17 protein-coding genes are annotated in these 12,915 nt (G+C 34.1%); 11 read left to right on the top strand and 6 right to left on the bottom strand.

Annotated elements, in window-relative coordinates; all coding sequences use genetic code 11:
• Window positions 1-363: 363 nt before the first annotated feature.
• Complete coding sequence (locus tag AC4MDD_RS18185; RefSeq protein WP_000877730.1) at window positions 364-792, bottom strand: hypothetical protein; 429 nt, start codon at window positions 790-792, stop codon at window positions 364-366.
• 195 nt (window positions 793-987) lie between these two features.
• Here AC4MDD_RS18185 and AC4MDD_RS18180 point away from each other — a divergent pair, with 195 nt between their 5' ends.
• The 3 genes from AC4MDD_RS18180 to nadS all read left to right on the top strand — a co-directional run bounded on the left by AC4MDD_RS18180 (window position 988) and on the right by nadS (window position 3,066).
• Entirely contained in the window at window positions 988-2,322 is a 1,335-nt protein-coding gene (locus AC4MDD_RS18180) for an ISNCY family transposase (RefSeq protein ID WP_491882639.1), read from the top strand.
• Between the two features lie 158 nt (window positions 2,323-2,480).
• A complete protein-coding gene (locus tag AC4MDD_RS18175; protein WP_002126330.1) occupies window positions 2,481-2,801 on the top strand; it encodes a type II toxin-antitoxin system RelE/ParE family toxin in 321 nt (106 codons plus the stop codon).
• Window positions 2,794-3,066 carry a NadS family protein gene (gene nadS / locus AC4MDD_RS18170; RefSeq protein ID WP_078426702.1) on the top strand — a complete coding sequence of 91 codons (273 nt, stop codon included), beginning with the start codon at window positions 2,794-2,796 and terminating at the stop codon, window positions 3,064-3,066. Before AC4MDD_RS18175 ends, nadS begins: the two co-directional genes overlap by 8 nt.
• Window positions 3,067-3,188: 122 nt before the next feature.
• Here nadS and AC4MDD_RS18165 read toward each other — a convergent pair whose 3' ends face one another.
• The gene (locus AC4MDD_RS18165; RefSeq protein WP_151768967.1) at window positions 3,189-3,500 is read right to left on the bottom strand and encodes a 3-hydroxybutyryl-CoA dehydrogenase; all 312 of its coding nucleotides are present in this window, start codon (window positions 3,498-3,500) and stop codon (window positions 3,189-3,191) included.
• A 308-nt stretch (window positions 3,501-3,808) separates the two neighbouring features.
• Here AC4MDD_RS18165 and AC4MDD_RS18160 point away from each other — a divergent pair, with 308 nt between their 5' ends.
• From AC4MDD_RS18160 to AC4MDD_RS18150, 3 genes are read left to right on the top strand one after another with little or no spacing between them, the layout of a single operon-like run.
• Window positions 3,809-4,096: a BrnT family toxin gene (locus AC4MDD_RS18160; RefSeq protein ID WP_005155676.1), complete on the top strand. Its 288-nt coding sequence runs from the start codon at window positions 3,809-3,811 to the stop codon at window positions 4,094-4,096.
• On the top strand, window positions 4,083-4,397 hold the full coding sequence (locus AC4MDD_RS18155) for a BrnA antitoxin family protein (RefSeq protein WP_279698997.1): 315 nt from the start codon (window positions 4,083-4,085) through the stop codon (window positions 4,395-4,397). Before AC4MDD_RS18160 ends, AC4MDD_RS18155 begins: the two co-directional genes overlap by 14 nt.
• Window positions 4,375-5,610: a S41 family peptidase gene (locus AC4MDD_RS18150; RefSeq protein WP_491882644.1), complete on the top strand. Its 1,236-nt coding sequence runs from the start codon at window positions 4,375-4,377 to the stop codon at window positions 5,608-5,610. The genes AC4MDD_RS18155 and AC4MDD_RS18150 overlap by 23 nt, the downstream gene beginning before the upstream one ends.
• A 316-nt stretch (window positions 5,611-5,926) precedes the next feature.
• Here AC4MDD_RS18150 and AC4MDD_RS18145 read toward each other — a convergent pair whose 3' ends face one another.
• Window positions 5,927-6,469, bottom strand: coding sequence for a hypothetical protein (locus AC4MDD_RS18145; RefSeq protein ID WP_419371741.1), 543 nt, complete (start codon window positions 6,467-6,469; stop codon window positions 5,927-5,929).
• Between the two features lie 126 nt (window positions 6,470-6,595).
• Here AC4MDD_RS18145 and AC4MDD_RS18140 point away from each other — a divergent pair, with 126 nt between their 5' ends.
• The 5 genes from AC4MDD_RS18140 to AC4MDD_RS18120 all read left to right on the top strand — a co-directional run bounded on the left by AC4MDD_RS18140 (window position 6,596) and on the right by AC4MDD_RS18120 (window position 10,983).
• Entirely contained in the window at window positions 6,596-7,084 is a 489-nt protein-coding gene (locus AC4MDD_RS18140; protein WP_491882643.1) for a tetratricopeptide repeat protein, read from the top strand.
• A gap of 236 nt (window positions 7,085-7,320) precedes the next feature.
• The gene (locus AC4MDD_RS18135) at window positions 7,321-8,346 is read left to right on the top strand and encodes an IS30-like element ISAba125 family transposase (RefSeq protein ID WP_171479084.1); all 1,026 of its coding nucleotides are present in this window, start codon (window positions 7,321-7,323) and stop codon (window positions 8,344-8,346) included.
• Window positions 8,347-8,910, top strand: coding sequence for a recombinase family protein (locus tag AC4MDD_RS18130; RefSeq protein ID WP_491882648.1), 564 nt, complete (start codon window positions 8,347-8,349; stop codon window positions 8,908-8,910).
• Between the two features lie 224 nt (window positions 8,911-9,134).
• Entirely contained in the window at window positions 9,135-9,617 is a 483-nt protein-coding gene (locus AC4MDD_RS18125; RefSeq protein WP_419371744.1) for a hypothetical protein, read from the top strand.
• 275 nt (window positions 9,618-9,892) lie between these two features.
• Window positions 9,893-10,983 (top strand): IS4-like element ISAba1 family transposase gene (locus AC4MDD_RS18120; protein WP_100607965.1). Its coding sequence is split into 2 segments (ribosomal slippage): window positions 9,893-10,433 and window positions 10,433-10,983, totalling 1,092 coding nucleotides; the frame shifts between segments, so codons are not numbered across the junction.
• Between the two features lie 121 nt (window positions 10,984-11,104).
• Here the strand turns inward: AC4MDD_RS18120 and AC4MDD_RS18115 are convergent.
• The 3 genes from AC4MDD_RS18115 to AC4MDD_RS18105 form a co-directional block, all read right to left on the bottom strand.
• Window positions 11,105-11,398, bottom strand: coding sequence for a type II toxin-antitoxin system RelE family toxin (locus AC4MDD_RS18115; RefSeq protein ID WP_119686978.1), 294 nt, complete (start codon window positions 11,396-11,398; stop codon window positions 11,105-11,107).
• Window positions 11,388-11,633: a type II toxin-antitoxin system RelB/DinJ family antitoxin gene (locus AC4MDD_RS18110; protein ID WP_000246756.1), complete on the bottom strand. Its 246-nt coding sequence runs from the start codon at window positions 11,631-11,633 to the stop codon at window positions 11,388-11,390. The genes AC4MDD_RS18115 and AC4MDD_RS18110 overlap by 11 nt, the downstream gene beginning before the upstream one ends.
• A gap of 206 nt (window positions 11,634-11,839) precedes the next feature.
• A complete protein-coding gene (locus AC4MDD_RS18105) occupies window positions 11,840-12,787 on the bottom strand; it encodes a sensor domain-containing diguanylate cyclase (protein ID WP_126034964.1) in 948 nt (315 codons plus the stop codon).
• Between the last annotated feature and the right edge of the window lie 128 nt (window positions 12,788-12,915).

Below are 12,915 nucleotides of genomic sequence, written 5' to 3'. Positions count from 1 at the left end.
AACTTTCCCTTTATTTCTAGACAGCACCGAAAGCTGAAATGGATACTCTGTCTGATAAATGTCAGCCCCTCGGCATAAGTTGCTCAGCTCAACCTACAACCTTCAAATCTAATAAAAGATACTAGAAAAAGTGCTACATAATTATTTGAAAAAGTTTAATGTGCAGTCTCAAAAATGGGAGTTCAACAAAACTCCCATTTTTTATTATTGAGTCAGTTCTTAGCCTATGTAATGAGAATTTAATATAATGGAGATTGTATTAAATTTCTTTAATTATCATAAAGATAATATTATTTTTTTTGAATTTCGTATAAGGTGTATTATGTTAATTTTAGGGAAATTTAAGAATCTCTATGCAATGGTTTATTCAATATTCTTTGATTTCTTATCTTTTAGGTTAATCAGAAATAGCCAATAACATAAGCCAGGAAATAGAGCCATAAAGATAGTCCATGTATCTGTATACATCTTCCACCACTCTTTCGAAATTTCTCCTGTGTGACTCCATCCAAAAAGAATAAAAAATGGAGTAGCAATAATTATAGAGGCAATACAGATAGTTAATAAATTAAGACTGTTATAACGATTTAAAAGAATTGAGAATATGAAGCTGAAAGGTACAGTCAAAATACAATAAGCCAAGTAGACAAGACCGTGCCCTACAAGAACCACTAAAATCGAGTATAGGCTGTATTCCTGATTCATTACGATAAACAGGACTGCTGTGAAAAAAAGTAGTGGTAAAGGAGAAAGTAAGAGAGCTTTTACTATTTTTTCATTTGAGTATTTCACTAATTTAATTCTCTTATCTACTCAATAAATAATAATACTATAACGATTTTATTGGAGGTTTTTTGATTCTATTTAACATAATGGCTGTTATACGAAACCAAAGTGTTAGAACCCATTTAAAGTGTCTATATTCTCACCAATAAAAATGTCTAGTTTATGATGGCTTAAACATCATGGACTGGATATGAAATATAGATGCTGATCACTATGTCTGACAAAGAAATTCAACGTCTTGCTGTTCTGCAAGACGTTCGAGATCATCGTATTACACAAGTCCGTGCTGCTGAAATCCTTAATCTTTCAACCCGTCAAATTACCCGGTTATTACAGAAGCTCAATCAAGATGGTGTTTCAGGTATGGCGCATGCCAGTCGTAGTCAACCTGGCCATCGTCGCCATGATGATTTATTAAAATCAAAATGTCTTTCCATTATTTCTGAACATCTGCTGGGATTTGGACCTACCTTGGCCCATGAGAAGCTCAGCAGCATGTTTGACCTGAATATCCCGGTAGAAACGCTTCGGCGCTGGATGACTGCAAATGACCTCTGGATTCCACGATCCAAGCGCCTTAAACGTCCATATCAGCCACGTTATAACCGGGATTGCTTCGGTGAGCTAATCCAGATTGATGGCTCATATCATGACTGGTTCGAAGGACGCGCTGCTAAGTGCTGCTTGCTGGTTTATATCGATGATGCCACTGGAAAGCTGTTGCATCTGCGCTTCTGTGAGGCGGAAACGACCTTCGACTATATGCTTTCAACCCGAGCCTACATTGAACAATACGGTAAGCCTCTGGCCTTTTATAGCGATAAACATTCGGTCTTCCGAGTGAACCAGAAATCGAGCCAGGACAGCCAGATCACGCAATTTGGGCGGATTCTGAATGAGTTAAATATTGATATTATCTTCGCCAACTCACCCCAGGCCAAAGGCCGTGTGGAACGTGCCAATAGAACACTCCAGGATCGCCTGATCAAGGAAATGCGCCTAGAAGGTATCTGTTCAATTGCCGAGGCAAATGCCTGGCTGCCCTGCTTTATTGAGCATTTCAATCAGAAGTTTGCCAAGTGTGCGCGAAACTCAAAGAATTTACATCGGCCATTAACCGAATCTCATCTTGAACTGGATGATATTTTTACCTGGCAGGAACCGCGTAAGGTCACCAAGAATCTGACCCTGACCTATGACAAATGTATTTATCTGCTTGAACCGACAGAGCTGAATCATAAGCTTGTTGGGCAATATATTTCATTTCTGGAGTACCCAGATGGCACTGTGGCCCTCATGCACGAGGGACGAAAGCTCAACTACAGCATTTTCAATAAATTAGCTGGGCTACAGCAGAATGAGATCGTTGAGAATAAACGGTTAGGTACAGTTCTGGCACATATTCAGCAACAGCATGAAGAGTTGGAAAAACAGAATAAACGTTCCCGTCTCAAGAAAAGTATGCCGAGTCGTAAAGCTCAGAAAGCTGTTATTGAACAAAGAAAGTTAAATCCTGTGCTTGACTCTTGTGGTTAAAAACAGGACATTTTAAATGGTTTATCGCATAGACATTTTAATTGGTGAATAACACAAAGTAGGACATTTCTACTTGGGAATAACACAAAGTGATAGCTCTCGTTTTTTGATATCGAAACTGCTAAAATGCATATACGCCATTGACGTATAAAGAGTCTATGTTATTCATTGAAACCAGCATCTTTACCAAGCAAATTAAAGACCTTGTATCTGATGAGGAATATCGTCAACTTCAACAAGATCTATTGGTTCAGCCGGATAAAGGTGACTTAATCAAGAATGGCGGCGGCATTCGAAAAGTACGTTGTGCTCAAGGTAACAAAGGTAAAAGTGGCGGCATTAGAGTAATTTACTATTGGGTAAATGAGGATGATCAAATCTTTTTCTTAGTGGCTTATCCAAAATCTGTAAAAGATAATTTAACGGATAAAGAAACCGCCATTCTGCGCCAACTCGTGAAGGAGCAATTTCATGGATAACAACTTATTTGATGACTTAGTTGCTTCGATTAAAGAAGCAGGAGCAATTAAGCGTAAAGAGATCAAGGCAAGTCGAATTACAGAGCTTGAATTGCCTGATATTAAAGAAGTACGTGAAAAGACCGGTTTAAGTCAAAGTGAGTTTGCTGCACGTCTACATATTAGTCCACGTACCCTTCAAAATTGGGAGCAAGGCCGACGCTATCCAACTGGGCCAGCAGCCACATTAATTCGTATTTTAGATGCCCATCCAAGTCTAATTTGAAAAAAATAATTAGAAATGGGAGCTTAAGTTAAGGCTCCCATTTTTGACTTCGTATAACGTGTATTATATTGATTTTAGAAAATCTTTAGAATCACTATGAAGATCATCAATTCAATTACGAATTACTTTATATTGTTTTCTATACAATAGTTTTTCCATTTATTTTTAAAGTCTTCTACAGCTTTCTCTGCTTCTTCCTCTTTGGCATAGACAGGTGATTTCTTTACTTCATCTACTATCTGATTAAAAATTTCACCTTCCTCTTTGAAGAGATTGCTATAAATACTTTTAGCTTTTTCTACGTCTGAACCCATTTGATGAAAAGTCATCAATGTGTCTGCTGCATATGCAATTCCATCACATTGTTCATTGTCATCCGCGTATGAAAAGGAACAAGTTAGTAATAATATCGAGAAAATTATTGGTTTTTTCATAATGGGAAATTTCATTTTAAAAATGAATACTAAAAGATTTCTATGGATATTAAAATCCATAGAATTTTACTTCATTTAACATAATAGAGCTTATACGAAACCAACTTTAAAATATTATTGTTTTTCATATAGTTAAAAATTTTTAACCGATCTAAAAAACAGCAAAAAGCCGACTAGGAAACAAGTCGGCTTTTTATTGAACAGATTTGTCACTTTCAGCCAATAAAATTGACCAAAAAAAACTCTATTTAGCTTGAGTGATACAATTTTGTGATACATTATTGTATATACAAATTTGAATGTTTTTTATGGAACAGTATTTTGAATGGGATGAGGCTAAGAATCGAAAGAATCAGAAAAAGCATGATATCTCTTTTGAAACTGCCAGCCTTGTATTTGAAGATCCTCTGAGGATCTCAATCCAAGACAGACATACCAATGGGGAAGAGCGTTGGCAAACCATTGGTAAAGTTAAAGGCGTACTGATGTTATTAGTTGCTCATACCATCTTTGATGAAGATGACTGTGAAATCATACGAATCATTAGTGCAAGACAAGTAACCAAAGCGGAGCGAAATCAATATGAGCATGGTTAGATATACACGCGAAGAGCTGAATGAAAACTCCAGTGACAAGCAAGATGCTGAAATTAAACGCTTGCTTGCTCAGGGAGCTGTGCCTGATGATCAATTAGACCTATCTGATATTCCCGAAATCACCGACTGGAGTAATGCAGTTCGTCATGGGCAATTTTATCGTCCAGTGAAGCAACAGACTTCAGTTCGTCTAGATGCTGATGTACTCGCATGGTTGAAATCACAAGGTAAAGGCTATCAAACACGTATGAACAAAATTCTACGTGAAGCAATGCTCAATGAACGTAAAAATCATAGATAAAAAAGGGAGTTATATCCTCCCGAGTGAAAGTATTATGCTAATTCAGCACATATCAGAAAATATGCTTATACAAAAATTAATATTAATGTTTAAAAGTTTTACTATAAAATTTTTATGTGCAATTTTTATTAGTCTTTTCATACTGAGTCAAGCTGCCCACGCAGCCAATAATTTAGAACCTATGACTAGTGCAGAATGTTTGCAGGATATCAATTTTACTGCTAATTTTTTATTGGAAAATGATGCAGGAATAAAAGGAAAGAGTTGGGTAACATATCCTAAAAATATTCAAACAATTTTAGATACTCAGAAAAAAGAAACAATTAAAGTAAAAAATATTAAAAATTGTGAAGACATAATAAAACCTTTTTTAAAAGCTATCCGTAAAGGACATATTGGTTTAGATAATAAATCTATAGCAAGCTTTTTTCAGAAAAGCTCAATATCTCAACAAGATGATTTTGTTACAACTAAAAAATTATCAGATTTAACTTCTTATATTTTTATCCCCTCCTTTGAACCATCGATAAAATTTCAGCTAGATAAAATAATTGATAACAATCAGGATAATATTTTAAATGCAAGATATTTAATTCTTGATGTACGCAAAAACTCAGGCGGGCAAGATGATTCAGCAGAAATATTATTTCGATTGCTTGGTGAGGCAGAATATTGGATCGAAATGCCAAAAATTTATACTTCTGATGCAAACATTCAAACATATAAAAATCTTGAAAAGATTATCTCAGATATAAAAACAAAAGAATACTTAGCGGAAATAATAAAGAGAATGGAACATAAAAAAAATGATTGGGTCTATGTACAAGGTGATACGTCATTAGTTTCAGAAAAAATAGATAAAATAGATGTATTAGCGAACCCTATAAAAGTTGTGGTTCTCACTGATGAAGACAGTGCTAGTTCCGGAGAGGAATTTATCAAATCTGTAAAACAGAATCCAAAAGTTGTGACAATAGGTAGAAACACCTATGGAGCATTAGATGCATCTAATTTAAGAGAAGTTCAAACTCCATCTAAGAAATTATACTTATCCTATGCAACTACTTATGTTCATCGTCATACAGGACAAGAAATTGACAATATTGGTATTCCACCACATATCCTGCTACCAAAGCCAGTAGACCAGCAAGCTTATGAAAATGAAATAAAATTTTCTCAAGATTACTTAGAAAAAGAAAAATGGAAGCATTAAAATTGAGCCTGTAAATAAAACTTTGTAAACACTTAAACTCCCCCCCCCCAATATTGTTGCGGTCGAATGAAGGTGTGGAAGTTGATATCTATTTAACATAAAATCTCTTATGCGAAATTCACATCAAATTCAAGACAGAAAAAATCCCGACAGAATGTCAGGATTTTTGTTGATTTTCACTATTCTGATGTGGGTCTAGGATTTTAGACCATGCCTATAAGTGATAATCTACTCCCCAATAAGCATGGGAAATGCTTGTTTTTGGAGTCTTTATTCACATACAAAGTTCTAATTTATTATGGATTATGCAGAATGTTTATTTATTCCAAAATTCCTCAGTATGTTCAAGCTTCAAAGGAATATACTTTCCGTCTTTAACTAAAATAGAAAAATAATAACGTTTGGTACGATGAATAATCATAGGTTCATAAAGCCCTGTCCCAGCTAAATCATCTATTAAAAGTTTACATTCATATCCAAGATTATCTCTAATTACATCCGATTCACAACCTAAATCTTTCATATTATCGATTACCTTTTCTACTGTTGAATAAGGCCAATAAGATATTTTTTCATTAGCAATATCAGCATCATACTGACTATTAATCGCTACTGTTGAAGGGTCAACCTCATGATTAAGTAATTCTCTTCCAAATGGCATATAAAGCATGTCTTTTTCTGTATTTTCCATTTGTTCTTTAAACATTTGTTTCAATAGGCTTTTTACATTTGGTTTTTTTTCAATAGCTCCAAATAAATATGAAGTACTATTAGCTGAAAAATGCGGTTTAATAAAACCAAATATAAGGAAAAGACTAATCGCAGACATAGCAACGATTATATTTAATTTTACTTTCATAAACAATAATTTAGATTTAATTTAAAGATGTATTTTATATTAATAAGATGGAATTTATCAACGTAAGTTACTTATAATTAGACTATAATTTTGAAATTTTGAGAAATAAATAGGAAATATAAGAAGATGGTTTTTAGGAACGTTTTAATTAGTACTATCTTTGTTTGTTCATCTTTATTTGGAATGAATGTTTTTGCTAACTTTCAACAAGTACCACCTGAAAGAATTAAGTCATTAATGGAGGAGGCTGATCAAGGAGTTTCTCAATCACAGTACCTTCTTAGATATGCATATTTTACAGGTTCTAGTGTACCAAGAGATTTAAATCTGTCGATGTATTGGCATCAAAAGGCAGCCGATCAAGGACATATGATGTCTCAGTTTAACCTCGGACTTTTTTATGGATCTAGTCCATTAAACGATTATACAGCATCAGCAAAATGGTATCGCAAAGCTGCTAATCAAGGACATTCAGGTTCTCAACATAGCCTCGGGGATTACTATTTTTTCGGTAGGGGTGTTCCTAAAGATATAAATCAAGCTAAAAAATGGTATCGCAAAGCTGCTAATCAAGGACATCCAATTGCTATAGGTAAATTAAGAGCATTACAGTAATAATCTATCAATAGACTATAGGTAAAAGATAATAAAATTAAATGATAAATATTTTATCATTAGACTATATATTTTAATCTAATGATAGTATTATCATAATACTTAAATAAATAAGATTAAATGAGAAATGACAACTAGAATTTATGTACGTGCCAGTACTAAAGATCAAGATGCAGAAAGAGGGCAGAGTAAAACTTGAAGTGCGACATAAACCACCTAATTAATTTAAAGGGTTTATGGAGTATATAAAATTGTCATACCATCATCTTAACTTTGAAGATCGTACTGCATTAATGCTTGAGTCAAGAAAAGAAGGCTTTTCACCAAGAAAATTTGCTGAACTCATTAAAAGACATCCGAGTACGATCTATCGTGAGCTTAAAAGAAATAGCATCAATGACGTTTATCAAGCTCAATATGCTTCTGATAACACCTTCGCTAGACGTAGACGCGGTCACAGAAAACTCAAAATCGATTCAATCCTCTGGAAATTTATTGTTGAAGCGATCCGTTGTTTATGGTCTCCTCAGCAAATAGCAAAGCGTTTAAAGACATTTCCTGATTTGGATCAAACAATGAATGTAAGCCATACAACGATTTATTCAACGATACGAGCATTACCAAAGGGTGAGTTGAAAAAAGACTTATTATCCTGTCTGCGTCATGAAAATAAAAAGCGAAAAGCTAACGGTGAACCTAAAAAAGATTCTATATTACAGGATATTAAAACTATTCATGAGCGCCCAGCCGAAGTTCAAGAAAGAAAAATACCGGGTCATTGGGAAGCTGATTTAATTAAAGGTAAAGACAATAAAAGTTCGATAGCAACACTTATTGAACGAAATACACGGCTCTGTATCTTGGCAACATTACCTGATGCAAAGGCAGAATCAGTGCGCAAGGCTTTAACTGAAGCTCTGAAATATTTACCTGCAGAACTGCGTAAAACGTTGACCTATGACCGTGGACGCGAGATGGCAGAACATAAAATACTTGAAGAAGATTTAGGCATAGATGTATATTTCTGTGACCCACATTCACCCTGGCAAAAAGGCACATGCGAAAATATGAATGGTTTAATTAGGCAATATTTACCTAAAGGGATTGATTTAAATCAGGCAGATCAGCATTATTTAAATCAAGTTGCCATGTCACTGAATACTCGTCCTAGAAAAGCGTTAGATTGGCTTACACCATTAGAGAAATTTGCTCAGCTTGTTGATTATCATAAGACTTTTCAAACTGTCGCACCTCATGTTTGAATTCGCCGAGCATTAGATGATTTAAGAGCGTTTGCTAAAGCCAGTAAAGGTGATGTTAAGGAATATATTGAGAATGAATCAGGCACAAAGCTAGATAGACCTATTTTAAATCAGTTATTAGATGAATCGAAGAACGGCGATATATTGCTAGTTGAAAGCGTAGATCGTTTATCTAGGCTCTCTCAAGCTGATTTTGATATATTGAAAGGGCGTATAAAAGAAAAAGGTTTGAAGCTAGTTGTTTCTGATCTACCAACTACACACATGCTTATTAGTTCAACCGATACAATTACAAGCTCTATTCTTCACTTAGTAAACAACATGCTTATAGACCTATTGGCTACTATGGCTCGACTAGATAATGACAAACGTAGAGAACGTATTAAGCAGGGTTTGGAAAGAAGTGGATACAAGCCTACAGGAAAGAAAGCTGATACTGCTAAACATGAGCGAATTAAAGCATTAAATGAAAAAGGATTAACAAAAGAAGAAATAGCTAAAGCCATAGGATGTGGTATTGCTACCGTTTATAGAGTAGTAAAAACTAATAATTCTATTGAATGAAAATAGGTAATATAGTAATTTCCTTTAAACTCAAAAGCTTAAAAATACTATTAGGAATTATACTACTCACTCTTAATAATACCTATGCCTCAATGAGAGCCTAGCAAAAGGTTTTTTAAGCAGTACAGAAATATGTTTGTATAAGATAAAAGTAGATATAGTTGAAAAGTATTAATTAAAGCCTTTATGTGTAAAGTATTAATAAATAATTTTGGAAACAAATAATGAAACTATATAAGATATTAACTGCTATTCCATTAATATTTGCAATTTCTTTAAGCACCCAAGCTGAATCATTTAAGCTTTTAAGTATAAAAATGGCTAAGCCTGATCCAAGTTTTCCACCTGCTACTATAAAAAAATACCAAGCTTTAAAGCCTGTAACCGTAAAATACAATTACGGGCTTGATACTTATGATGAACCTGTTTTATATATAAATTATTCAAAGAAAGAAAGCTCATTTCAGGATCTTACAAATTGGTCTAGCATAGTTGATAATATAAAAGATCCTATTGTTGTAAATAATATAATTAAACTGATGCCAAAGAAAATTAATAATAACTGTAGCTATGTAGGTACTGCTACTGTAATGGTAAAAAATATAGAGTTAATTATTCCTGAAATAGCAAGTGAAATAAATTTTTATTCTGATATTACTAAAGTAATTAGTATTACTAAACCTAAAGCAGAATGTAATAAGTACTAATTATGATTTAACTTAATTTTTCTAATCTTTTGTCCTTGTTTAGTTTTGCTAGCTTTAGGTATTTTTGATTGCGTTAATCGAATACCTTTTAAAGCATTTATCTCTGTCTTTGTTTGATCTTTAGATAGGTAACTATATCTGTGAACTGCATCTTTTAGCTGTGATTGATCGCTCAAATCATGAAAATAATTATGTTTATTATTTCTCTGTACACGACAAAAATAGATAACTCATTGAAATAATGTCACAATAATTGTTTTCTAACGACGAATACTATGATACATCTCAATGAGTTATATCTTATCTTAAACAAATCTCTAAAATGGAACAAGTCACATTTAAAGTGCTTTGCGCTCATCATGCTTGTGATTATTTTAAAGCAAACATGTAATCTTTCTTCTGCATCTAAAGCCTTGCCCATCAAGTGCTTACCACAATCATTTTATCGACGTATGCAGCGCTTCTTTGCAGGTCAGTATTTTGATTATCGTCAAATTTCTCAGTTGATTTTCAATATGTTTTCATTCGACCAAGTGCAACTGACTTTAGATAGAACCAATTGGAAATGGGGAAAACGAAATATTAATATCCTGATGCTCGCAATCGTTTATCGTGGAATAGCGATACCTATCCTTTGGACATTGCTTAATAAACGTGGAAATTCAGATACGAAAGAGCGCATTGCTTTGATTCAACGCTTTATAGCCATTTTTGGTAAAGACCGTATTGTGAATGTGTTCGCAGACAGAGAGTTTATCGGTGAGCAGTGGTTTACATGGTTAATTGAACAAGACATCAACTTCTGCATTCGTGTTAAAAAAACTTCATTGTCACCAATCATTTAGGAAAGAATCATAAAATTAGTGATTTATTTCGCCATCTTAAAGTTGGTCAAATTGAATGTCGTAAACGACGGATTTTGGTTGGTCGGGTGAAACTATATATAAGTGCACTACAGTTAGAAAATGGAGAGCTTTTACTCGTCGTTTCTCCTCAGTTTAATGCCAATGCTATTCAGGATTATGCATTACGCTGGGAAATTGAAACCTTATTCAGTTGTCTCAAAGGACGCGGGTTTAATCTTGAAAATACGCGCTTGACAGACCCTAGACGAGTGAAAAAATTGATTGCGGTGTTAGCTATAAGCTTCTGTTGGTGTTACTTAACGGGTGAATGGCAACATGATCAAAAAAAAGCGATAAAAATAAAGAAGCATGGACGACTCTCAATGAGTTTATTTCGCTATGGTTTAGACTATGTTCAAATGGCGATTCAGCGTTTAATTGGTTTTGGGAAAAAAGAAGAGTTTAAGGAAATTTTGGCAATTTTAAGAAGGCAGAACCCTGATAGGATAAGGGTTCTGTGAAATTTGTCGTGTACAGAGATGATTCTTATAAATTATTGCCTAATTTTAAACTTTCTCTAAAATTAACATAATGCACGTTATGCGAAGTAAAAAAAAAAATGGGAGCTATAAGCTCCCATTTTTAGTCTTTAATGCGCTTTTTAGCTTCGTCATAAACTATGCTATCAGCTCGTTTCCCGACTGTGATGAGCAAGATAACTACCTGATCATCTTTAACTTGATAGACAAGTCTGACACCAGCTTTTAATAATTTAATTTTATAGCAACCTGCAAGATCCCCTCTAAGCATATTCTTTGGAATATGTGGCTGCTCTATGACTTTGGCTAGTTTCTTCTTAAATTGATCTCGTATAGCAACAGGGAGTTTTTCCCATTCTGCTTTAAAGTCTTTGTGACGTAAAAGCTTATAAGTCATCTAATGTGACTTCCTCAAACATCTCTTTAGGGTCATTAATGCGCTTACGGACAAGAGCTAATAATTCTTCATCTTCTTCTGAAAGCAGAGCTTTTTTGACAGGTAGTTTCCCAGTCGTAGCAACATATTCAAGAATACTAGTAAAGAAATCTGTAGGTGCAATACCTTGTTCTTTAAGGATGGAATAGGATTTTTCTTTAAGGGCTTCATCGACCCTGAAGTTAACAGTAGCCATCATATCTCCCAGTTATTTAATGTGCTAAGAGTACTGTAATGCAAATTGCATTACAAGTCGACTTCGTATAACAACCATTATGTTAATTTTAGAAAAACTTCAAATGAGCTTACTGCTCAAGCAAGACTCCTGTCTAGCTTCACAATCCAAGTGTCTGACTTACGATTATTGTTTTAGATCCTCAAACATCCTGTTCTATGGAATCATCAAATGATGACTTTAATTTGACGTTTATGCTGATACATTTTTTCATCTGCTTCAATTACTGCCATTCGTAAATTTTTACTTGGTTCACGTGCCGCAACACCAAGAGCAGCATTAATTCCAGCATTTTGTAAGGACTTTAAAAGCCGATTCACCAATTTCTGAGTATTTTCTAAAGTCGTTTCAATATTTAGAATGCCAAACTCATCTCCTCCTAAACGCGCGACTAAATCATTGGAGCGTACATTTTTCTTTAAGATTTGGGCCGTTTTTTGGATCATCTGGTCTCCAGCCGAATGACCAAATTTATCGTTTATAGCTTTTAAGTCATTTAAATCTATCATAATCACTGTGGTTGGATGTCCGTACGTTTTACATCGATCTTCCTCTAAATCCAAAAATGTATCCCAAGCACGACGATTAAAAACACCCGTTAAATGATCGGTTAATGAATCCATTTCAAGCTTTTCACTAACTCTTTTTTGTTCATTAATTTTAAGTTCATTTTGTAAAATTCGACTAAGTAATAAACTTAATAGCTCTAATAGATCACTATGTTGTTCTATGCTTTGAGGCTGTACTGATGGATCAATAGCACATAATGTGCCGAAAATAGAACCATCCTCATTGAATAAAGGTTGCCCAATATAGGCGTTTATATCGACCAGTTTGTTGATGCCTGCTTCTACATACAGTGGAATCTTTTTCGAATCAGGTGCTATGCGTGGCCCTTTATCTAATACCATCTTAGAGCAGTATGAGTCAGCCCAATTGAAGACCTGTCCTGCCTGTACTCCATATCCATGATCTTTAGCTTGCAAAACTATCCAATCATTACTTTCAGTACGAGTAATCATCCATAAAGCAAAGCCTAAGTGATTATGTAAATACTCTAAAATTTTTTCACCAGCATCTTTAAAATCTTTAAAATTTTCATAAGAAGGGATCATAATTACTCACTATTTTGATTAGGATTGAATCTAGAAGTGGCAAAATGCTATTTAATAGGACCAATAGAAACTTTAATTCTCATTGTATATACATTTACAAGCTTAATCTAAAAAATAGAGAATAAAAA

This window comes from Acinetobacter sp. CAU_H_29a_1, from assembly GCF_058599505.1.
Note: the sequence above shows the minus strand (reverse complement) of the source record. Positions and strands in the feature narration are given on the sequence as shown.